General features: G+C 48.2%; 11 protein-coding genes. 8 read left to right on the top strand and 3 right to left on the bottom strand.

Annotated features, from left to right (window positions below; genetic code table 11):
* Nucleotides 1–9 precede the first annotated feature (9 nt).
* Complete coding sequence (locus BSQ33_RS08435) at nucleotides 10–7,407, top strand: RHS repeat-associated core domain-containing protein (RefSeq protein ID WP_198298085.1); 7,398 nt, start codon at nucleotides 10–12, stop codon at nucleotides 7,405–7,407.
* Nucleotides 7,408–7,525: 118 nt separating this feature from the next.
* On the top strand, nucleotides 7,526–7,882 hold the full coding sequence (locus BSQ33_RS08430; RefSeq protein WP_141650696.1) for a hypothetical protein: 357 nt from the start codon (nucleotides 7,526–7,528) through the stop codon (nucleotides 7,880–7,882).
* Nucleotides 7,883–8,013: 131 nt separating this feature from the next.
* Here the strand turns inward: BSQ33_RS08430 and BSQ33_RS08425 are convergent, their stop codons facing one another.
* Nucleotides 8,014–8,664: an NAD-dependent epimerase/dehydratase family protein gene (locus tag BSQ33_RS08425; RefSeq protein WP_027694320.1), complete on the bottom strand. Its 651-nt coding sequence runs from the start codon at nucleotides 8,662–8,664 to the stop codon at nucleotides 8,014–8,016.
* 397 nt (nucleotides 8,665–9,061) lie between these two features.
* Between BSQ33_RS08425 and BSQ33_RS08420 the strand changes: the two genes are divergently transcribed.
* Nucleotides 9,062–10,237: an MIX and LysM peptidoglycan-binding domain-containing protein gene (locus BSQ33_RS08420; protein WP_021021225.1), complete on the top strand. Its 1,176-nt coding sequence runs from the start codon at nucleotides 9,062–9,064 to the stop codon at nucleotides 10,235–10,237.
* A 179-nt stretch (nucleotides 10,238–10,416) separates the two neighbouring features.
* Here the strand turns inward: BSQ33_RS08420 and BSQ33_RS08415 are convergent, their stop codons facing one another.
* Complete coding sequence (locus BSQ33_RS08415; protein WP_021021224.1) at nucleotides 10,417–10,629, bottom strand: hypothetical protein; 213 nt, start codon at nucleotides 10,627–10,629, stop codon at nucleotides 10,417–10,419.
* Nucleotides 10,630–10,914: 285 nt separating this feature from the next.
* Here BSQ33_RS08415 and BSQ33_RS08410 point away from each other — a divergent pair, with 285 nt between their 5' ends.
* The 5 genes from BSQ33_RS08410 (at nucleotide 10,915) to BSQ33_RS08390 (ending at nucleotide 23,788) form a co-directional block, all read left to right on the top strand.
* Nucleotides 10,915–11,517 (top strand): helix-turn-helix domain-containing protein, encoded by a 603-nt coding sequence (locus tag BSQ33_RS08410; protein ID WP_027694319.1) that lies wholly within the window; start codon nucleotides 10,915–10,917, stop codon nucleotides 11,515–11,517.
* Nucleotides 11,507–12,361, top strand: a complete 855-nt coding sequence (locus tag BSQ33_RS08405; RefSeq protein ID WP_021021222.1) for a queuosine precursor transporter — start codon at nucleotides 11,507–11,509, stop codon at nucleotides 12,359–12,361. Before BSQ33_RS08410 ends, BSQ33_RS08405 begins: the two co-directional genes overlap by 11 nt.
* Nucleotides 12,362–12,383: 22 nt before the next feature.
* A complete protein-coding gene (gene queF, locus BSQ33_RS08400) occupies nucleotides 12,384–13,205 on the top strand; it encodes an NADPH-dependent 7-cyano-7-deazaguanine reductase QueF (protein ID WP_021021221.1) in 822 nt (273 codons plus the stop codon).
* 275 nt (nucleotides 13,206–13,480) lie between these two features.
* Nucleotides 13,481–15,058 carry an acetolactate synthase large subunit gene (locus tag BSQ33_RS08395; protein ID WP_021021220.1) on the top strand — a complete coding sequence of 526 codons (1,578 nt, stop codon included), beginning with the start codon at nucleotides 13,481–13,483 and terminating at the stop codon, nucleotides 15,056–15,058.
* A gap of 684 nt (nucleotides 15,059–15,742) precedes the next feature.
* Entirely contained in the window at nucleotides 15,743–23,788 is an 8,046-nt protein-coding gene (locus BSQ33_RS08390; protein ID WP_088133844.1) for a non-ribosomal peptide synthetase, read from the top strand.
* Between the two features lie 121 nt (nucleotides 23,789–23,909).
* Here the strand turns inward: BSQ33_RS08390 and BSQ33_RS08385 are convergent, their stop codons facing one another.
* Nucleotides 23,910–24,899 (bottom strand): DMT family transporter, encoded by a 990-nt coding sequence (locus BSQ33_RS08385; protein WP_088133843.1) that lies wholly within the window; start codon nucleotides 24,897–24,899, stop codon nucleotides 23,910–23,912.
* Nucleotides 24,900–24,903 lie beyond the last annotated feature (4 nt).

The following is a 24,903-nucleotide window of genomic DNA, read 5'->3' as shown; positions in this document are numbered from 1 at the left end:
GGGTTAAGTATGAATAAACGGATTGGCCTCTTGTTAGGTCTGGGGCTTTTTGTGTCTGCATCATATGCACAATCTGCCGCTATCACTGAAACAGTCGGTACTTTGCCGGGGGAACTCAGTGTTCATCAAGGGATGGCGACTTATCAGATACCAATTGAATTGCCGGAAGGCCGTGGCGGTAATACGCCACAGTTGGCGATTCAGTATTCCAGTCAGGGTGCAACGAATTCAGCATTTGGTGTCGGATTTGATATTGCCGGCCTCTCCGCAATTTATCGCTGCGGCAGTCAGGGATTTACCGATCATCAATTTCGTCCGGTTGAAAACAGCAGTCAGGATAATTTCTGTATGGATGGCAATCGGCTCATTATTGCCGACGGTGTCCGTGGTGAAGATGGTTCGGTCTATTTTTTGCAGCAGGATGATTTTACTCGCGTTTCATTGAGCGGTGATGCATTCGCGTCAGACAGCTATTTTACTTCCCAGCGTAAGAGCGGTGAACGGATGACCTATCGTTATCATCCGCAAAGCCGGTCTTGGTTACTGAGTGAAGTGACCAACACATCGCGCAAGAATCCAATCAAATACAGTTATACGACGCACGGTACGATAGCCCGGGTTGATTATGATATTTACGCTCTGGTATTTGTTTACCAACCGATGGCCAATCCGCAATTCAAACTGTCCCGGTTCAATCAAGATGGCGAGACTGATCAATCCGCGGAGCGATTATCTCGGATTGAGCTGAAAACCAGTGGCCAGTTGGCCAACTATTATCAGTTTACTTATCAAGCTAAGGCCGGTGAACAAAGCTCTTCAATCGATACGCATACCGTCCGCGCGATTCAGTATTGTGATCAGGATAATTTGTGCTTACCTAAGACTCAATTCGCTTGGCATTCCATCCCTAAGCCGAGTCAGTCGACGGTGTATTTTAACCAGCAGGTTGTCAGTACCAATGTGGGGAAATGGGGGAATAACAGTATTCCCGCGTCTTGGAAGAATAAACCGCGGTCATGGTGGATTGATCTGAATGGCGATGGTGAGCTTGATCTGTGTAAAACCGCTACAGGTGGTCTTCACTGTCATTTTAGTGTAGCCGGTGAAAACCGAACCATGGCATACCCGCTGACCCAATGGGGAGACAGTGATGCTCATTGGTGGTTGGATCTCAATGGCAACAATAAAAGTGAATTTTGCCGGAATGATCATGATCAGCTGATTTGTACGGAATTCTCTCTGAATGGCCAACAGACTTCGGAAACTTATCCGCTACCGCCGCTTGGCAAAAAAGAGAACCGTTGGTGGATCGATACCAATGGCGACGGCTATCCTGAATTCTGCCGTCGCATCGATGATGATTTGGTTTGTAGTCAACTGAAGCGGGCAAGCGCAGCAGCGCAAACCACTATCTCAGCCCAAGAAAGTACCGCCCAAGAAAGTACAACGGATGCATGGCAAGAGACGGTCCGCCTGAATCATCTGGTTTGGGATACAGAGAGTGATATCGATTGGGTTGACCTTGATGGCAACGGAAGCATGGATTTCTGTCGCATCAGTGGCAATATCGTCAAGTGTACGCTATTGAACGCCAGTGAGGTGAAAGGTGAGCGCGTCCGTGTGTTCTCGTTGGCCGATATTGGCAAGAAAGATAAACGCTGGTGGGTCGATATCAATGGCGACGGTGCCACTGATTTGTGTCGGGCAACCAAGAATAAAGCCGGTCAGGAGAAGAATCTGACCTGTTCTTATGGCTCTCACGGCAAAGTTTCCGGCCTGAAAAATGATCTGGTTTTGGCCGGAGGACCGGACTGGAATGGTAACTGGGGAGATGTGAATAAACGCTGGTGGCAGGATCTGAATCAAGATGGGGTGATTGATTTCTGTCGGGGCAGTGGCTCTCAGGTTTTTTGTACCAATATCAATCGAGAGAACTATCAGTTTAAAGTTGATACTTGGGGAAGCACTCAGCGCTGGTGGCAGGATCTGAATCAGGATGGTCAACTCGATTACTGTCACGATAAAGGGGGGGAGTTGATCTGTAAGACGGCGGAAAATCTCGTCAATCGGGCTTTACTGTTGTCTCAAGTGACGAACGGGCTTGGTCATTCATCACGCGTGTGGTTTGGTGCTTACGGGCAACATACGGATCGAAGCGCAATTTCTCCCGTGGTATTACCCAAACAGAATCTATCCTTTGCTCATCCGGTTGCTTATCGACTGGACAGTGATAATGGCAGCGGGACCACGAGTTATGTGTTCCAATATGGGCCGTACAGCTATGATACCCAAGGCGAAGGCTCGGGTGGTTTTCAGTGGCTGAAGCAACGCGAATTCGTCAATGGAGAAAACTACCGCAACCGATATATCGAGTTTTACACGGCCTTCCCATACAGCCAGTACCAGAAGCACCGTCGAGAATTTTTAGGCAATGATGACACGCTGGATGAAAACTGCCGTACTTGTCATGACACGAATTTCTGGAACTTCCGTCATCTGACACGATTGAATGAATCTGATGCTGTTTATCAGCATCAATCGGTGAGTCGTCAGGGATGGGCGCGACCAAAATCTCAGGCCCAGATTCAGCAGTCAGTCGAAGCACTCGCTCAACGATATGAATTAATCGAATACCAAGATAAAACTTATGCTAAAAAACCGGATAAGGCGTTGCTTATTCCGGGGCCGGTAATTATCTCGATCATTCAGCCGAGTCATCAATATTATCTGGTTGAAAACCGAGAGGCTGTTCCGGAACTGACGCAGGGTTCACAGGCGGTTTTATCCCCGGTTGATGATGCTCTGAAACAGAAACTGGCGACGCAGCAGAAAACGGTCACAACTCGGATTATTGCCCACGAACAGTATCAGCAGTTGGTCAGTAACACGCCACAAGTCACTCGTCATTCGAGTTATCAGGTTTATATCCAGCAACAGACGGATAAAAGCTATGATCTGGATAAAAACCTACTGATGACCACGACGGTCAGTCATGAACAGGTTGATGATTATGGTAACGTCGGAAAAACGACAACGGTAACTCAGGGACTTAACCCAGTGACTGGTACCACTGATACTTACCGTAAAATTGTTGAAAATCAGTTTAGTAATCATGCGTCTTCTTGGTTGCTGGGATTATTGACCCGCTCACAGACGACCAATATTCATACCGATGGCAGCCGGGTCAGCCATGTTGCCGAGTTTAGTTATGATCCGGTGACCGGGAAAGTCGTGAAGGAAGTGAGCGATCCCGGTGATGCGCTGGCTGTGACGAAAACCTACCGCTATAACAGCGAAGGTTTCGTTGAATCCGAGACGATTGCTGCACAACAAAATGGCGCACAGGTTCGTCAACAGTCACAGCATACCCTGACGTATGCACAAAATCTGACGACGGCAACCAACACCAATCCATTAGGGCATCAAAACCGTACTGTCAGAGACCGCTTGCTCGGTGTCATGACCAACTGGGATCCGAACGGACTAGAGTCTCGGGTTTATCTGGATGGTTTAGGACGGCGGACCGAGTCTTGGCAACAGACTGAAACTGGCTTTATCAAAACACAATATCGCTATCTGCCGGCATCCGATAACCGCTGTGGTATTAAACCGTCTGATGCCGTTTATTGTGTGGTCTCTGAGACCCCGGGACGCGCAACCCAAGTCGCGTTTTACGACAAGTTGCAGCGCAAGGTTCGCGATGCGCACCGAGCTCTGAACGGTAAATGGGTACTGGTCAATCATCAGTATACGCCGTTGGGGCAGGTGAGTTCAGTTACCCGTCCTTACTATGCCGGTGATGTACCACAGTATACGTATACCCGTTATGATCGGTTGGGTCGTATCCATACCGTTTCTCAGCCGGGACCGGCAGGGAAAGACCTGAGTTGGGTGTCTTACCAGTACCAGCCATTCGTCACCACAAAGATTGATGCCAAGGGAAGAAAAGAGTCCACCTATCTGAATGTGATGGGCTGGGAAATTCAGAAACTGGAGCCGGCTGGCGGGAGTCTCACCAAGGAATATTACGCGGATGGGAAGTTGAAATTCGTGATCAGTTCAGCCGGTAATATGACTGAGTCCCGCTACAACGTGCAGGGCAAAGAAATCTATCGCAGTGATCCGGATTTAGGGACTCGGACGTATGTCTACGATGGGTTTGGCAACCTGTTGCGTCAGACCGATGCTAAAGGTCAGCGGACGACAATGACGTATGACGCACTTGGCCGAATGATTGAGAGCAGCGAAGAGACAATCACAGCGACGGCCGAAGGCGAGCAAAAACAGATCCGGACGACTCAATGGCATTATGACTCGGTGTCAACGGCAACCGGTACCCGTCAATGGATCGGGGCATTGCTGCAAAGTGAAGTCAAAGGCGAGCTGATTAAGAATTTTTATGTTGATGCTGTCGGCAGAGCGAGCAAAGAAGAGCTGATTACCGAAGAGCAGACACTCAGCCGTCAGTTTGAATATAACAACTTTGGTCAGTTGATTGCTGAGCATCGGCCGAACCAGTTCACACTCAATTATCAGCGTGATGCGCAAACCGGGATGAATACCGAGATTTGGGGTGATATCAGTCAGGCGCAGATCCACTTTAGTGCCGAAGAATATGATCGCGTAATTAAGCCCTTGATCGACCAAGCGCTCGCTCGAGCCGGTGACTATCTGCGCAAAGCCAAGGAGCTCAGCAGGCAGCAACATTTCTATCAGGCCCGGAAAGAAGAATATCAGGCACTGAAAGACCATGTCATTTCAGCCGATGGTGTTGCAGAGAATGAGCGGTTTGCTCAGCAAATGTATGCCGAGCTTCATGGTCGGGCTCTGGAAGCATTTCACGATGAAAATGGTGAACGTTATTTTAAAGTGCCGGGCCGGACAGTCCTGATCAATCCACCAGTTACGATTACCGTGATACAGCAACCTAAATTCCACCTCAAGCTGGAAGGCAATCTATTACGTAAAGTGAGTTTGGCTGAATGGGCAAGTGTTCAGTCTGGTTTAACCGCTGCCAATCAAATTGCTTATTACGGTCACTATGCTGATAACAATAGCGGCGGGTTGGTGACTTTCACATTAGATCGCGATGATCCATTATACGACCAGCGTGTCCGGGAGATGTTCAGTCGTCTGACGGTACTGGCTGATAATGTCGGTCGTCTCGAATATGTTGCGGATCACACCCATCGTAAAGCAACCAGCTACGTGCAGGCAGCGAATCAACTGGTTCAACTGGTGAAACAGGTCAAGCTGGTTTCACAACGGTACCGGACGTTAGGGGAAGAAAGTGGTACCGAGTCACTCCTGTTACAGGCACTGAAAGATGAAAGCCCGGCCCAAGGCAGACTCAGTTACTGGAAGCTCAGTGATCTTGATGCTGAAGGCCGCATTGCTGCGGAAATCTATGGCAATGGCCTGACCAACCAGTACGACTATCAGGAAGATAGTGGTCAGTTACTCAATATCACCACGCTTCAGGGCAGTCAGACCATTCGGTCACTGCACTACACCTACGATCGGATGGATAATGTCACGTCGCGTTATGATGCCATCAATCATATTCGGGAAGAATATTATTATGACCAGTTGGATCGCCTGACCACCAACCGTCTCACCGGTACCAACCATCAACATCAGGATAATCCGTTGTTTAATCGGGATTATACGGTTAGGTATAACGCTGAGGGTAACATCACCTATAAATCCGATGTCGGTCGCTATATTTATGCTGATCCCGAGCATGTACACGCGGTCACACGCGCTGGTAATCATACTTATACCTATGATGCTAACGGTAACATGCTGACTGGCGGAGGGCGGACCATTGACTGGAATGGGTTCAACAAACCTGAGCGGATAACGTCGGGTGAACAGTGGGTTGCGTTTAAATACGATCCGGCCCGTCAGCGCTACTTGAAACAGAACCAGCAAGGCGAAAAAACCTGGTATCTGGGCAAAGTGTATGAACGCGTTGAAGATGCAGACGGTAATACGCACCATAAACAGTTTATTTATGTGGATGGCCGTCTCGTTGCCCTCAATGTTGATGTCACTAAAACCGATGGCGAAGGTCATGCGGCCTCGGTTGACCGTCAGATCCGCTATAGCCACAGCGATGCACTGCATTCAATCGATCTGGTGACCGATATGTGGGGGAATGTGGTTGAGCGCAGAAACTACGATGCGTGGGGTAAAGTCCGACCATTCGCATGGCAGCAAGACTCACAAAATGTCCCGCAGGCCTTGATGCAAAATCGGGGGTATACCGGGCATGAACAGATCGAAGAAATCGGCCTGATTCATATGAATGCGCGGGTCTACGATGCTACGCTGGCTCGCTTCCTGAGTGCCGACACCTATATTCAGGCCCCCGATCACAGTCAGTCCTATAACCGCTATAGCTATGTGATGAATAACCCGATGAAGTATTACGATCCGTCGGGGCATTTCTGGAAAAAGATCAGAAAGGCAATTAGTAAAGGCATAAAGAAAGTCACCCGAGAAATCTTTAAAGGAGTGGCGAAGGTCAAATATCTGAACACGGTTTTACAGACTGCGGCTTGTGTCATCGGTGGCCCAGCCGGATGTGCCGGTTATGCAGCGGCATCTACGCTGGGATATACCGGTTCATACAGTGGTGCATTCCGCGCGGGTGCGTTCTCATATGCCGGCGCAAAAATTTATGGAGTCGGCAATCCGTTAAGCTCAGTCAGAGGGACGGTTTCTTTCGTAACTTCCGCCACGTTAAGCCGTGAGCAGTCTACTGTGGTGAATTTTGCCTTATATGGATTGGGCGGCAGTTTCGGACAGATCGCTGCGAATGCGGTGGTGGAGGCGAAAAACTATTACTGGAAGACGCGGGTAGAGCACTATGCGAATAAACTCGGCCTGAGTCTGTACGAGGCTAATGTCTTACTACAACTGAATTCGGAGTTAGGGCTGGCTGTCGCGGGCGATACCGTAAAAATCGATGACAAAGGTGTTCAGATTTATGGGTTTACCACCCGGGATAAACATGGCATGTGGGGTGTGCTCTGGGACATAAACGACACCATTCTTGGTTATCAAGGGGAAATCGACGCAGTTGGGCGGAGCTTTATTCGTCAGGCTGAAGGGCGACGGATCGAGATCGGTCATAGCCTTGGTGCTTTGCGCTCAACCAACCTCGTGCGTCGCGGATACGCATCCAGTGCCCATGTATATGCACTGCCTGCGACCAATATCGGCGGGCCGGGAGTGACCGTAACCAACGGGATGCATGACGGAGTCAGCGGTGGCATGCTCGGTGGTCTTTTTAACCCCGGTTCTCTGATTCCCAGCCCTTACAGTCAGTTCGGTTTCATCCCGCCTATTTTCAGGCTGGATAAAAATCACCCTTACTGTTCAGCTTATGGAAAATGCTAACCCGATTGAATCTCTTGGCGGTACGCCATCGCGTACCGTCACCACAGATGATGAAATTTTGTAAAACCGGCCCAGCAGACATGCGACACAGTGGCCACTGATGATAAAGCAAGGAACTATGATGAAATTACCAAAAACATTACTGCTCGGCGGTCTGCTGCTCTCTTCGACCGCATTTGCCGGCGCTTGGACAGAGCCATTAACGATTAAAGATGTGTCGGTGAGTGTCAATGAAGGAAGATTTGGAGCATCTCAACTTCGGGTGACGTTTGATAAACCACCGGTCACTTCTGTATGTGCTGCAACTGAAAAGCTGGCAGTATACGATCCAAAAAGTGTGAATGCTTTGACTCAGACTTGGACCTCTATGTTACTCACCGCTCAGGCTCAGAATCAGAAGGTACAGATTTATATGACATCTTGCCGGGCCAATAATGTCCCGTTGCTTTACGGAGTCCGAGTGTCAAAGCAGTAAGTGCTTATTGGTCTTTGTTGAGTAAAAAGCTTTGAGTCATCGACTTGAAGCTTTTTTATTGCTGATGAGCTTTGATTGCTCATGATAAAACGCTTTCCTTTCAGTATCCGGCAGCGCATTGATCTGTTGTCTCAGGCTGTCTGCATCTCACCGGAACGCAAAATGATGGTTTGATCGGCTGTAGGGACGTGAGTTAACAATGCCCGCGCAACTTTTTGTGCCTCAATCGGGCGATAGTGTCTTGGAATGAGCGGATTGACGGCTTGGCTGATATATTTTGTGAGCGTTTCACTCAGACGAACGGGTTGTCCCAACGTTTGCCGATCTCCCAGAAGCATCGACGGGCGGGCAATAACCAAACCGTCGGGGGACAGCGCGGTTAAGGCCTCTTCCAGTTCGCCTTTGACGCGATTGTAGAAAAACCGTGACTTTGGATTGGCCGCCATGGCACTGACCACCCCGATTCGTTGGGCACCGGCAGCAAGCGCTGCTTGCGCGACCGCGAGATTGATCGTCAAATCCACGGCCCGAAATGCAGCCCGGCTGCCAGCTTGATGCATGGTGGTTCCGACTGCCAGATACACTTCATCGATTGCTGGCAAGGGAGGAATCAATTGAAAATCGACCTGATGTTCTAACAGTTTTGGGTGACTGACGCTCACGGGGCGACGGCAGAGCACATGAACTTCTCCGATTGACGGATCATCAAGTGCGTTGAGTAACAGTGCATTGCCAACCAGACCTGATGCACCTGCGATCGCGATATGCCGTTGGCCTGTCATCAGTACCTCCTTTGTTGTGACGTTGGTTTCAGTGAGAAATGTGGCGTCTGTAAAATTCTGGACTTGAGTGTAGAAGTAATCAACGGATGATGCCATTGACTGGTGGTTCTGTCGTAAAAATGTGACCATAAATTCGAAAAATGTGGCACTGCACATTTCACCCGCTATTGCTGATATTTTGCTTTACCTTGACTTTATCAATCGTTTTGACGTTATGATTGATACGTTTTATAGAAAGTGCGCAGAATCGCTACATTGGTTCAAGGTTTTTAAATTGCAACTGAGCATTGCATACACATAGATGCGTTTTTGTGTAGAATAAGCACCTTGTAGCGTTTCATTCGCGTTGGTTAAAAATAGTCCCGTACTCATCAATAAGAAACGTCAGTGAACCCATATGATTCAGTCGAAAATCAGTGCCGATATCCTTGCAGAATCGAATCACTCTCAGTGTTCCTTTTCCACATCTTCTTACAGTGCCGCTCCGACGTTGCCGGAACGTCCGGATCAAATCCCGAATGTCAGGTTCGAATATCATTTGGAAATCGCCTGTTCTGATGAGTCCCGTCGTGCAATGCTTCGCTATGGGTTTGCACTGAAAGGGCAGGAGGTTGAGCTGACGACCAGCCCGCAGAATCAATATTCGACAGAATACGGCACCCGTTATACCTACTATACCGCTTATAACGACCCGAAACGGATTATGGCTTTTAATGACCTCAGTCCTTTGGGTGTGAGTGTTCCGCATCCGATTCAGGTCAAACCGATTGGTTCAGGGTTTGTGCGGGAAGCCTTTATTCCGGTTCAGCCGGCGATTCAGGTTGGTGATCATCTGGGGCTACCAACTGAAGGATACATTTACCATTTTCATCAGGCTCGGCTGGTTCAGGAATATCATCTGATGCCGGGTGGGTCGGGTAGTTTCTATGCCACGCTGTCGCGGCATGAAAAACTCAATCAGGCGAGAGGCTGTCCTTGTGCCCATGATGCGTTGCTGGTGTTCTGGAAGATTGGTTGTCGCGATGTGCACAACCAGCATCTGCTTTACCTGAAAAAGCCGATCACTAGGGCGCAACTTGATGCATTGAATGAAACGTGGCTGGACAAACATGCTGTCAGATTAGATCTGCAGGCGTTACTGGCGATCACGCGTGAGCCGGTTGTCCTGCGGACGTTGGAGCAGCGTGCTGAGCGGGCACCCAAAAATGCAGCAGAGACACTCCATACCGTGCAGCGGATTCCCGGAACCAACCGACGAGAGAGCTGGCTTGAGATTGCAGTGCGTTATGGTTTATCAGCCAAAGAGCTCTTAGATTTAAATCCGCAGTATCATGCGAACCCGATGGCGTTGAAAATTGGTGATGAACTGACGATTCAGTCTCAAAAGAGTGATTCCCAGCAAGAAACCTTGATCGGTTTGCCTCCCAGAGCTCCGCAAACCTATAACCATCCGCTGAACAGCTATTACGCCCATCAGGCATCCTATCTTGACGGTACAACGATGAAAGCGATTAATAGCCGTGCTTTGGTCAGAAAAGATATTCCAGTTGTGCGTCTCAACCGCCTTGGCTAGCTTGTTTGTGGGGTTACACTGCTAGGCGCTGATGTGAGGAAAAGCGGCATTCACGTCATCAAGCCGTTTCATCGGTGGAAAATGGGTGTAATCATGGGGATGACTAAACATGAACGTCATCCGGTTCAGGAAGTGTTATCAACAGCACTTTGCTGTTATTCAACAGATATTCAACTGATTCAAACTTCTTCAGAGACAACGGCCTCAGTGACACTGTTGGTATAGAGTGTTGTGGTTGTATGTAGAGCCATGATGGCTCGGTGTAGTGCATCCTTTTCAGCCGGAGAGAGTTCACCTGATGTGGGAACGCTGCACTGGCTCACAACGTGGCACCAGAATAATACATCATCCACACCACTTTCATTTTCTTTTAGTTCTGACATTGTGCCCATAATATTATCCTAACCACCGACTGTTGATATTTATGTTATTAGTAATTCGCAATTAATATTATATTGATTTTAAAGGCTACTGATCATAAATTTAAAAGTTAATCAATAGTTGTAAATTTGCTGTTTATCATACTAAAGACGGTATCTTTTAGTTATTTTACAGAACGCATCCAAAAATGTTCAATATTTGGTTAGCTAATGTTGATCTAGATCACGCAATTTGTTTCGCTTTGAATGGGCATCAATTTACTGATATCTATGATACAGCGTATGGTTGGGCGGTACATGAAATTAAGTAAACAAGAAAAAATAGATAATATTAAAAATAATATTTCTTATGCGATTAAAAGTCGTAACGAAAGTAAGAAATCCTTTTCTGAACGTACGGGAATAACCAGAACGACCATTTACAATATTCTGGATGGTAAAGTCGATCGAATTCAGACGCAAACAGTTGAAAAAATTGCGAGTTTCTTTGGTACGACGTGCCGGGTCATTGAAGAGAGTAATCTGGAAGCCATCGAGTACCGTAATCAATTGATCTCTCCGGATGGCAATAAAAATCCGTTGTGCATCCCAATGGTTAATGAGAAAGAGCTAATTGCTTCACTGGATAAATATATTGGTGAGTTAATTGTTGTTCATCCGACGACATATTATTTCTCGGATGAATCCAATATGATTGGCTTGATTATTACAACCCCATTCACACATCGATATCAGGTTGGTTCATTACTGGTGATTGAACGGTTTAAACGCAACGATATTGATGATCTTGTTATTTTAACATCCAGAAATTCTTTAAAAATTGAATCTGAAAATTATGTACTCAGAGATGGCGAAATATTAATTGGATGCGTCAGGGAGGAGCGGTTATATGCAGAATAGAAAGTATAAATTAATTGGGTTCAGTCGCCATCCGGAACATGTGGCGAATGTGATGGTACTGGCGACTGGCAAACAATTGTCTATCCCACTGACTGAAATTTTTAACAGTACGGTGGCAGAAGATCTGAGCCCGATAGAGACCAAAGAAATTTGTCGTAAGTTATACAGTGCTGAAGGTTTTCAAGGGGCTTACGATATCCAGGATCGCAAAGAATCGTACTGGATTACATTTGCTGTCATCGCCACGATACTTTCAGCGGTCTTCATCTTGTCAAACATCACAGGTGTGAAGCCGATTGAGATTGCCAACTCCGGTTTCATTGTCCCTTTTGCGATTTTCTTATATCCAATCTCGTTTATTCTGGTCGATATTCTCAATGAATTTTATGGGCTACGCATGGCCCGGGCTGCAATTCTGCTGTCAACCGTGACCAATGCTTTTCTGTTATTGATGCTCAATCTCTCTGGTTACGCACCGACTATCAGCGACTGGCAAGCAGTGAATGAGAGTTATCAATCGATTATTCATAGTATTAATTCGGTTTTTCTGGCTTCAATGATTGCTTACTTTGTTTCGGAAAACGTGAATGCGTATCTGTTGCAGAAAATCAAACAACTGACCAATGGCAGACGATTGGTCGTACGGGTCTTTTTCAGTACATTCTTTGCGTCGTTAATCGATAGTGCGATTTTCATCTATCTGGCATTCAGTCATATCCTCAGTCCGACGGTCTTATGGAGTATGTTTATTTGCCAAGTGGTTGTGAAGAGTATCTATGCGATTGTCGGTGTTGGCCCGATATACGGTGCAAGGGCGCTATTTAATAAATATATCAATCGATAAACGACAACGTTAGTGGATCATTATGGATACAACTTATTCTAAAAATCTTGGTAAGAAAACAGACTATATATCAACCTACACTCCCCAACTGCTTGATCCGATTCCCCGGGCTCGCGGGCGCGGCAATATTACAGCATGTGATAGTGCTGCTTTCTCCGGATACGATTTATGGACGGGTTATGAACTGTCTTGGTTGAACCCGAAAGGTAAACCGATGGTGGCCGTTGCAGAATTTATGATTCCGTGTACCAGCCCGAATTTGATTGAGTCTAAATCTTTCAAGTTGTACCTGAACAGCCTGAATCAGACCGCTTTTGTCTCGGAACAAGAACTGGTTGAAACGTTGATTCAGGATTTGAGTGCAGCATCAGGTGGCGATGTTCAGGTGAAGCTGATACCTGTAGATGAAACGTTAGAAATTCGTGCAGATAAATCCTTTACCTGCATTGATGATCTGGATATTGAAATTGACAGTTATGGGTATGATGAAGATCGCTTGCTAGGGGCGACCTCTGCAAACAGGGTTGAAGAGAAGCTTTGTTCGCATCTGCTTAAATCGAATTGTCTGGTTACGAATCAGCCTGACTGGGGCAGTGTCTATATCCACTATCAAGGGGCTGAAATTGATCGGGAAACACTGTTGCGATACATCATCTCTTTTCGGGAACATAATGAGTTTCACGAACAGTGTGTTGAACGTATCTTTGCCGACATCAAGCGATGCTGCAACCCAGAGAAACTTACCGTACTCGCACGTTATACCCGGCGGGGTGGTTTGGATATCAATCCATTCCGGAGTGATTTTGAAGACGTGATGTTGGTCGGACGGGAATACCGCCAGTAATCACTAACGTCCTGCCATAGAAAACATAAAAAAGGCCTCCCTTCGATAGGGAGGCCTTTTTTATGGTGGCTGCCAGATACATTTCCTTGAGTTGTGAGTCTCAATTATCAAATTGAAATGGGTTGCACAAGAACTGGTTGCAGGTCCGAGCAGTTCTAAATAGGTATGAAGACACAAAATTATGAAATATTATGCATCATGTGTATTAAATTTGATAAAAAGGTGCATTAATGCCCTTCCTCTCTTGCAGAATAAAAAATTGGGAGTTTTAAGCAATGAGTGAGGCAACAAAAAGCCGTTCGATGAATGGTGCTGAAAGTCTGTTGCGTACATTGGTCGAGGGTGGTGTTGAAGTCTGTTTCGCCAATCCAGGGACATCAGAAATGCATTTCGTTGCGGCATTGGATCGTGTGCCGGGGATGCGTCCGGTTCTGGCGCTTCAAGAAAATGTGGCAACGGGGGCCGCTGACGGATATGGACGCATGACTGGCAAACCAGCATGTACATTGCTTCATTTGGGACCGGGATTAGCCAACGGTCTGGCCAACTTACATAATGCCAGACGAGCCTGCTCTCCGATTGTGAATATCGTCGGTGATCATGCCACCACACATCTACAGTATGATGCACCATTAACTTCTGATATTCATGGATTCGCGAGCCCAGTCTCTGAGTGGGTTTATACCTCTTCTTGTTCGCAACAAATTGGAGAGGATGCGGCTCGGGCTGTCCATGTTGCTTCTCAAGCGCCGGGGCAAATTGCGACACTGATTCTGCCGGCAGATACAGCCTGGAATGATGCCGAGCATGTTGCTCTACCACTTGCGACGTCGGCACCGACCGTCGTCGCCATTGAGAAAATTCATCACGTGGCTGGTTTGATCAACAGTGGGCTCAAAACAGCGATCCTTATGCGAGGTGCAGCATTGTTAGAGCCGGGATTAACCGCGGCTGGGAAGATTGCTGCGAAAACGGGTGCCCGCCTATTGTGTGATACGTTTGCACCGCGTATTCAACGCGGGGCAGGTCGGGTTCCGGTTGAACGGTTACCTTATCTTTCCGAACAGGCTGCTGATTTTTTGGCGGGTACGGAATTGATAGTCTTGGTCGGTGCTAAGCCTCCGGTCAGCTTTTTTGCTTACCCCGATAAACCGAGCTGGCTGACCCCGGAAGGTTGTCGTTTGACTCGGTTAACTGAGAGTCATGAAGATGGTACGCGTGCACTTGAAGATTTAGCCAAGGCTTGCGGGGCTGAGAACATTGAGCCATACCGCACCAGACATCAGGTGCCTACATATGAGTTTGATGGCCCGGTGACTGCGGAGTTTGTCATGCAGGTTATTGCCAAATATTTACCGGACAATGCCATTATCAGTGATGAATCTGCATCATCCGGTTTCCCCTATTATGACATCACCGAAACCGCTGCGGCGCATGACTATCTGAATCTGACTGGTGGTGCGTTGGGGAGTATGATGGCGGTTTCGATTGGTGCGGCGATTGCGTGTCCGGGTCGTAAGGTGGTCAATTTGCAAGGGGATGGGAGTGCCATGTATTTGTTGCCCGCGCTCTGGACTCAAGCAAGGGAAAACCTAGATATTGTAACGGTTATATTCAGTAATCGTTCGTACAGTATTTTGAATCATGAACTCCAACGTGTCGGCGCAAAAAATCCGGGGCAATCTGCGGCCTCCCTGATGAGTTTGGAAAATCCATCCATTCATTGGCTTGGATTAGCATCAGGGATGGGCATTTCTGCTGTTCAGGCTGAAACGCGTCAATCATTTGATATGATTTTCCAAAAGGCGATGCTGGAATCCGGACCGAAATTAATTGAGGTTGTTTTATCATGAATTAATTTTAATTCTGATTACTGTTGATATTTTATTGAAGATGGTATTTGTTGTGAAATATTAATCTCTGTTTTACTTTGCTAAATATTATTAGTTTTTGGCTGGTGGTTATTTTTTAAAATAATTGCTGGCCTGTTTTTTATTTGTCTCTATTCGTATATTGAGATTTTTTATTTTTTCTTGTGTGATTTTCATCCAGTACTTTTCTCCATGATATACTCATATCCAGTGTGAACAAATTAGACCACAATATTTTTACTCAACTCTCCTTGTTTTTTTATACACTGAATTTACTTTCAATGATTTGTTTTTATTGATCTTATTTTTGTTTTCTTTTGGTTTGGCTTTAGCGGGTCCATTTTTTAAATATCATTGTTATCAATTAAATTTAATTTAATTTTGATTTTTTACCAAGAAAGAAAAAAAACAATTTATCTTACTGGAATTATTTATATTACGTTTTCAATTAAATTGACGCTTTATCGGTTGTTTTAATTGGTTTTCCTATTCATTACTCATTGGTTTATTGAATATATAGGGCAATTGTTCATGATTGAATTGAATACTGTTTTATTATACAAAGTAAAAAGATTTAATCTTAATAACATTGTTAATTTATTGGCTTTGTTATTTTGTCCATATGTTTGAATTCTATTTATCAAGAATGTGTGAGTGAATATCAATATGAACGATAACCATAAATCCTCTATTCAATTAGAGCGAGAAAGTCATTTGGCGCTTCCATTATCATCGGCTCAACGGGGAATCTGGTTTGCGCAAGAGCTCAAGCCTGATGCTCATGGCAAATTCTTTAAAATTACCGAATATCTGGAAATATCTGGTGTGGTTCAGCCAGATCTTTTTGAAGTGGCCATCCGCAGGACGGCCAGAGAGATTGAATCTTTTCAACAGGTTTTTGAGCTGACACCTCAAGGGCCAAAGCAGCGGTTTGGCGTCGCTCCCGGCTGGGAATTACCCATTCTCGATTTTCAGGCTGAATCTGATCCACAACGGGCAGCTAAAGCATGGATTAATGCCGACTTAGCCCGTCCCTTTGACTTGGAGCAAGGTCCTCCGTTTTCTTTTGCGCTGTTACAACTCGGTCCGGAGCGTTTTTGGTATTACGCCTGCGTTCACCATTTGGTGCTGGACGGTTTTGGCGGGGTTCTGTTATCCAGCCGTGTGGCTGAAATTTATTCTGCACTGGTGGCAGGAGAAGAACCGCCGGCCTGTCAGTTCATTTCGTTGGCTGAAGCGCTCGAGATTGAGCAGGAATACAAAGCCTCGAAACACTACCTTCGCGACAAAGCGTATTGGCAAGAGGTTCTGAAAGATCGGCCTGCGCCTGTGAGTTTGTCTGACAAACAGGCCCCCTGCACGAATATTATTCGCAAACAGATGTATTTACCGGCATCCACCAACCGGATGTTAAGAGAACTGGCGGTTGAATGTAAAAGTCAGGTGCCACAGTTGCTGATCGCTTTAATCGCGATTTATTTGCACCGTGTTACCGGAGAAGATGATCTGGTTGTCGGGTGCCCGATGGTTGCGAGAACCAATAAGAGACTGCGTCAATTCCCCGGTATGGTTTCCAATGTACTGCCCTTACGGCTCAATATTGGTTCTGAGGACACGCTCGTCGATATCGTCTCTCAGGTAAAACGCCGTATTCTTGGTGCCGTACGCCATCAATGCTACCGCGGTGAAGATCTGGCGTCCGATCTTGGGATTCTGACCGAAAGTGAACAACTGTTCTCGACGGATATCAATATCCTACCGTTTGAATATGAAATGAAGTTTGGTGACGCGCCCGTCAATGTGAATAACCTGACTTTGGGGCCCATTGACGACCTCTCGATCAATATTTGTGATCGTGGCCCCCAACAGGGGCTGGAGCTGTGTATCGATGCTAATGCTGCTTTGTATAGTGAAATGACTCTGGCTTCTCATTTCTATCGCCTGATGCACTTCTTCTCCAGTGTAGTGAGTGAACCGGCACTCACGGCAGTGAATCATTATCATCTGCAAATGCCAGAAGAGTCGTCGATGATTGACGCATGGAATCAGACGCAAATTGCGTTTCCACCGGCTCAATATATTCATGAATTGTTTGAACAACGGGCCAGTGAAGATCCGGAACATATTGCACTGACGTGTGCCGGTGAAAGTGTCAATTACGGTGGGCTGAACATTCGTGCTAACCGTCTCGCTCATTACTTACGCTCGCTCGGAGTCGGTCCGGAAAGTCGGGTTGCCATCTGCTGTGGCCGGGGACCTGACTTATTGATCGCGATGCTGGCAACACTGAAAGCCGGTGGCGGATATGTACCGATTGATCCCGCGTATCCGGCAGAACGTGTGCAGTACATGCTTGCCGACAGTGCACCGACCGTGGTGCTGACCGATGGGGTGATTGATCTCAGCGGCCTGATGGCTGAAACATTGCCCGAATCACAGCTGATTCATACCCAGCAAGATCGTGGCTTATGGTTTGAGCAACCTGCGTCAGATCCTATCGTCAGCGATCTCGGCCCCGAACATCTCGCTTACATTATCTATACTTCCGGCTCAACCGGTCAGCCAAAAGGTGTCATGGTTGAACACCGCCAATTACTGAATCTGGTCAACTGGCATAACCGTGCTTTCCATGTTCAGCCTGGCACGTGTGTGTCAAGTGTTGCCGGGCTCGGATTCGATGCGGTTGTCTGGGAAGTGTGGCCCCCATTAAGTGCCGGTGCGACATTGACGATGCCATCGCTGGAAGCTTCGCGAGATCCAGAGCAACTACTCCATTGGTGGGTTGAACAGCCGATTGAAGTCGGTTTCTTACCGACCCCGATTGCTGAACTGGCATTTGCACGTCAGGTTGCACCGAAGAAGTTACGGTATCTGTTGGTCGGTGGTGATCGGCTGACGCGTCAACCGGATGAATCGGTCTCTTATACCTTGGTGAACAATTACGGCCCGACAGAAACAGCAGTTGTTGCAACATCGGGCGCAATTCGGGCAGCGGATGATGTGCTGCATATTGGTAGCCCGATTGCAAATACTCGTATCTATATCCTTGATGAATTGTTACGTCCCGTCCCACTTGGTGTGACCGGTGAAGTCTATATCGGCGGGAATAGTGTCAGCCGTGGGTATTTGAACCGTCCGGAGATGACCGCTGAACGCTTTCTCGTCGATCCGTTCTCAGATCAGCAAGAGAGCAAAATGTATCGCACAGGGGATCTCGCGCGTTGGCGTTTAGATGGGACGATTGAATATCAGGGCCGCAATGATAGTCAGGTCAAAATTCGGGGGTTCCGGATCGAGCTGGGTGAAATTGCCACGGCTTTGCAGGCTTGTCCGGGCGTTCAGAGCGCCGTTGTCACGGTGTTGCATGCCGGTGAATCATCCGAGCGTTTGGTCGCGTACTACACCCGTCAACACAAGACATCGATTGAGATTGAAGCGTTAAAACAACGACTGAGTGAATCTCTGCCCAGCTACATGGTACCAGCGGCATTTGTCGGCTTGGACGCGATTCCGCTGACAGCAAACGGCAAAGTCGATTATCGAGCATTACCCGAGCCCGATGCGGATGCATTTGTGCACCGGAGTTATGAAGCGCCACGCGGCAATGTAGAGCAGTTACTGGCCTCGATTTGGCAATCCCTGTTGCATGTTGAGCAAGTGGGGCGACATGATAATTTCTTTGAACTGGGTGGACACTCACTGCTGGCGGTACAGTTGATCGAACGTCTGAGACATCATTATTACCATCTGGCGATCAAATCGTTGTTCACCACTCCGACGCTGGCCGATCTGGCGCAAACCTTGAGTCAGTCATCGAAGAATGAGCGTCAGGTCCCAGCGAACCTGATTCCAGAAGGATGTACACAAATTACCCCGGACATGCTGTCACTGGTGGAACTGAGCCAGTCTCAGATCGACACCATTACGGCCACCGTTCCCGGTGGTGCAGCAAACATTCAGGATATCTATCCGCTGGCACCGTTACAGGAAGGGATTTTATTCCACCATTTGTTGGAAGAAAAAGGCGACCCTTACGTGACACGGGCGATTAAAGCTTTCGCCAGTCAGGATGCGTTGCAACAGTTTGTTGATGCGCTTCAGGCAGTCGTGAAACGTCATGATATTCTCAGAACCAGCCTCGTCTGGGATCAGTTGGACGTGCCGGTTCAGGTGGTATGGCGTGATGCCGTGTTGCCGCTGACGCCACTGACGCTTGACGGTTCGAACATGGTCAAAGCGATTCAGCAGCGATTCGATCCAAGTCATACCCGTCTGGATGTTCATCGGGCACCGATGATTGAAGCCTATCAGGTTGAAGATGCCGCCGAAGGACGATGGCTACTCTGCTTGCTGATGCATCATTTCTGTCTGGATCACACCACATTGGAATTGATGATGGAAGAAGTGCAGGCGCACCTGCTCAATCGGGTGGAACAACTGCCAACACCCCTCCCATTCCGAAACTTTGTGTTTGAGAGTCGGCTCGATAGTGATCCGGAAAAAGAGAGTGCTTACTTCTCTGCACGTCTCGGTGACATTGATGAGCCTTCAGCACCATTCGGTTTACTCAATGTGCAAGGTGATGGTCACGAAATTCATGAACTGCATTTACCGGTTGATGATGATCTGTCTCAGTTGCTCCGTGAACACGCTCGTCGTCAGGGCGTCAGTGCTGCCAGCCTGTTCCATTTGGCATGGGGGCTAGTGGTTCGTGCGACGACTGGCAATGATGATGTGGTGTTCGGCACGGTACTGTTTGGTCGGATGGCCGGTGGTGAAGGGGCTGACCGTGTGCTGGGGATGTTCCTCAATACATTACCGTTGCGTTTGTCACTTGCCCATGAAACCGTCACGGAAGCTGTTCAGTATACGCATCGGCATCTGGCAGAAATGCTTGAGTATGAGCATGGTTCATTGTCACTGGCTCAGCAGTGTAGTGGCGTGGCACCACAAACACCGTTGTTTAGCAGTTTGCTCAATTATCGCTATGATGGGGGTAATAGTCAGACGGGAATTGACACCGGACCAATGAACCTGCTGTTTACCGAAGAACGGACCAATTATCCGATCACGCTGTCGGTCAATGACAATCCCACCCAAGGGTTTTCTTTAGATATTCAAGTGGATGAAAGTATCGGATGCGAACGTATCGGTGCCATGGTAATGCGTGCCTTGCGTGAGGTGCTCTCGGCACTGGAAGATGAACCTAAACGGTTGATTCATTCGTTAAACATCTTGCCGAAAGATGAATACCGGAGAGTGATCAATCAACTGAATGCTGCCCGCACTGCCGCTGTCACTGATATTTGTGTCCATACCCTGTTTGAACAACAGGTTGAACAGTATCCCGATGTGATGGCTGTGATGAGTGATACTCAGAAACTGACATACCGTGAATTGAACCAGCAAGCCAACCGTCTGGCGTATTATCTGCGGGCTCAGGGCGTTTCTCCCGATCAGCGGGTTGGCCTCTGTTTTGACCGTAACACCGATCTCATGGTTGCGATGCTGGCGACATTGAAGGCTGGGGGATGTTATATCCCGATGGATCCGACTTATCCGGCCGATCGTTTGCAATACATGGTATCGGATAGTCAGCCAACATTGATTCTATCGGACGGTATCCTCGATACAGAAACGATTGTCGGCAAAGCCGGAATCCGAGTCATTAACGTCAGCACAGAGATATTTATGTGGCGCGATTATCCGGCAACCAATCCGCAATCTGAGCACATTCGACCGGATCATTTGGCCTATATCATTTACACATCAGGCTCAACCGGACAACCCAAAGGGGTGATGGTTGAACACCGCAATCTGGCGAACTTGGTGCATTGGCACAATCGGGCGTTTGAGATTCAGGCGGGTACTTGTGTTTCCAGTGTGGCAGGGGTGGGCTTTGACGCAACCGTCTGGGAGGTTTGGCCGCCACTGTGTACCGGAGCTCATATCATGCTACCGACGCTTGAAATTTCTCGCGATCCGGAGCAGTTACTGGCGTGGTGGATATCACAACCGATTGAAGTCGGCTTTTTATCGACACCGATTGCTGAACTGGTGCTGTCAAGACAACTTGACCACCCGACGCTGCGGACGTTGTTAGTCGGTGGTGATCGATTGAATCATCACCCACATCCCGAGACCTCATTTACGCTGGTCAATAACTACGGACCCACCGAAACCACCGTGGTTGCTACGTCGGGTGTGATTCATCCGACAGGTGATTTGTTGCATATTGGCTCACCGGTCGATAATACCAGTATCTATATTCTGGATGAGTATCGGCAGCCCGTTCCCATCGGTGTCAAAGGGGAAATTTATATCGGTGGTAAGGGGGTCGCCAGAGGTTATCTCAACCGTCCCGATATGACGGAAGATCGCTTCCTCGATGATCCGTACGCTTACGAATTCGGTGCCCGGATGTATCGCAGTGGTGACTTAGGTCGTTGGACTGCCGATGGGACGATTGAATACCTTGGCCGGAACGACAGTCAGGTTAAAATTCGGGGGTTCCGAATCGAGTTGGGAGAAATCAGTGCCTGTATGAGCACCCATCATGGGGTCTCTGAAGCCGTGGTGATTGCGGCGAAAACACAGAATAATGATCAGCGTTTGTTGGCTTACTATGTCGGCAATGCCCAGACAGCACCGCTACGTGCTTACTTATCTGCGCGTTTGCCGGATTACATGGTGCCCGTGGCTTATGTCAAACTTGACCAGATTCCGCTGACTCCGAACGGCAAAGTTGATCGTAAATCACTGCCAGAGCCGGAAGCTGCTGACTTTGTCACGCAGGTTTATGTTCCGCCAGAAGGTGAAGTGGAAGAAACCATTGCTGCGATTTGGCAGCGGTTACTTGGGGTTGAAAAAGTCGGGCGTAACGATAGCTTCTTTGAATTGGGCGGTCACTCTCTGGTGGCGGTACAGTTCCTTAACGAAGCCCGTCAACATGGCTATGAGCTGACACTCTCGACGTTATTTTCTGCATCGCGCCTTGCCGATATTGCCGATTATATTCAGCGCAGTTCGGAGGCATTAATTGAACATGCTGTGGCACTTCGTCCTGCAACTGGCGAGCAGCGGCCACTGTTTATTGTGCCGGAAGCCAGCGGAGAAATGCTGTATTCACCCCTGCTGACCTCTTATATCGATAAAGATATTGCGGTGTATGGCCTGGTTGCCCCGGCACGTAATACGCCACCGTTCTACACCATTCAGGGCGCTGCGGCACGTTATGTCAGAATCATCCGTGAAACCCAACCGGAAGGGCCATATCGGATGACGGGCATTTCGCTCGGCGGCACTCTGGCCTATGAAGTCGCGAGACAACTGCTTGGGCAAGATCAGGAGATTGAATACGTCGGTGTGATTGATACAAGGGCGGAGAAAGCCTTTGTGCCGCGCCATGTGGGTGAAGAGCACCTGACCGAAGAGCAGAAAATTCTGCTGATGAGTAAAGAGATTTACGACGGTCTTGCGTATGACATCTATGGTCTGGCCGAGTCGGAAAGTACCCTGGAAGAGGGGATGACATGGAAAGATCACTACCGGATGGCCAAAGATATGGGGATGCTACCCGCGGGCTGGACAGACACGTACTTCATGAACTGGATGTTGCACCGTGAGGCATTGATCCGAGCGGAATATGAGTACAAAAATCTACCGGTCGATATCGATCTTTATGTTGCAGAGCTGCGTCCTCAAGGTGAAGAAGATGATGTTGTGCCTTATCTGCGTTGGGATCGCTTCTTACCTGAAGCATCGATTCATCCGACGACTATTCCGGGCGCGACGCACTATCACTTAATTGTTGAGCCATATATTGGCTATGTCGGTCAGGCGATCTCAAATGATCTCCATGATCGGGAGAACGACTATGCGGGTGGTAAAGTCATGCGTAATGCCGAATATGATCCTATCGTGACCCTCCAGGAAGGTCATGGTCACGGACCGACCGTTCTGTGTATTCCCGGTGCCGGTGTGAATGTCTGTGCCTTCATGGGGTTGGTGCAGTCCATTGCATCTGACTGGACGGTTTTGGGTTTCCAACCACGGGGGCTGGAAGGCAATGATATTCCGCATACCACGGTTCAGGCAGCCGCTGCTTTCTATCTGAAAGCGCTGGAATCAAGATCTTGTGTCGGGCCCGTGCATCTTGTCGGACACTCGTTCGGGGGCTGGGTTGCCTTGGAGCTGGCCGCATTGCTTGAGGCGGAAGGGGTTCAGGTCGCCTCCCTGACGGTTGCGGATTCTGAAGCACCGGATGCGACGCCTCGTGAATACAGCGATTTGTCGGCACTGATGTTGCTCATCGAGCAGTTTGAAAGACAAGGGGCGGCTTTAGGCCTGACAGAGCAAGACCTGAAAGGCCTCAACCACCGAGAGCGGTTGACGCTGGTGCATGGTTATCTGGTTGAACAAGGCGTGCTGACGGGCAATACCAGTGTGGATGATTTGGATGGTATTTTCTCGGTCTTTGCGACCAACATCCGCACGCATTATCAACCTGCCGTACAGCCTAGGGCATCGGTCAATCTGGTGTTTACTCAGGATATGAAACCCGGTGTCAAAGAGGCTTGGCAGGCGCAGTCACTGAATCTGCATTGCATTGAGAGTCGTGCTGATCATTTCAGTTTACTCAGACCGCCTTTCGTCGATTTGATTGCTGAAATTATGCGGCCGACATTCCGTACTTTAGTGACCGACATCTAAATGAATGTTGAGTGACGAGTCATAAAAGAAATTGCCCACCGTCTGGTGGGCAATTTTTTGTGAGTGAATTATCAGTGATTATTGATAGCTTAAATCACAGCTTTTCTGGTGGTATCGCGAATTAGCGCCCTTGAGTCGCTAGTAACGGATCCGGTGTGACCTGACCCGGCTTCAATTTCTCCGGTCGGTTACAGAGTAAAATTCCCACAATGGCCAGCAAGCCACCCACGCCCATTAACGCGCTGAGACGCTCATCAAGTAGGAGCGCGCCCAGAGAGACGGCCGCAATTGGATTGAGAGCGATAAAAGCACCGGCCCGGGTTGCGCCGATCTTTTCAATACCACTGTAGTACCAGATATAAGCAAGCGCTGATCCGACAATCCCCAGATAACTGAGGCTCATGAAGTCCTGAACATGAATCGATGTCAGTGTCTCAAGATGAAATTGACCGCTGAACAGGGTGGTTAGCGTGAGCATGGCGGCACCGGCTAAAACTGAGTAAGTCACCGTATGCAGTGGCCCGATGGTTTGTACGGTTTGCTTGCCGAACACGCTATAGGCAACCCAACTGAGTACGCAGCCGACAATCATGAGATCACCGATGATTGAGGTGTGAGTCTGGAACACGGATTGAGGGGACTTACTGATAATCACCATCGCTGCCCCAACAATACAAAGGGTAATGCCGCATAGTCGGGTGAGTGAAAACCGTTCTTTGTGGAACAGAAAAGATGCGATAGCAATCATAGCTGGATTGGCAGCAACGATCAGCGAGGCTCGGGAAGCACTGATATGTTGTAATCCATAAAAGAAAAACAGGTTATAGGTGTAGATACCGCAGAAACCGAGCCCGAACAGGACACAGACTTGTTTCTTTGTGATACGGACAAAGCCCTTTCCGCTCAAGGCTAACACCAGTACCAGTGTTGCTCCGGCCAGCAAGAAACGCAGTGTCGCAGAAACAAGTGGCGGGATTTCTGGATTGATTGCCCGTCCGGCAACAAAGGTTCCGCCCCAGATGACCGAAACTAAGGCGAGTTTGAGATAGATGCCGGGATGACGGGCGCGGCTATCACTCGGCTGAGATGAACGTTCAGTTGTATGACGCATATTG

This window comes from Vibrio gazogenes (assembly GCF_002196515.1).
Classification (GTDB): Bacteria; Pseudomonadota; Gammaproteobacteria; order Enterobacterales; family Vibrionaceae; genus Vibrio; species Vibrio gazogenes_A.
Note: the sequence above shows the minus strand (reverse complement) of the source record. Positions and strands in the feature narration are given on the sequence as shown.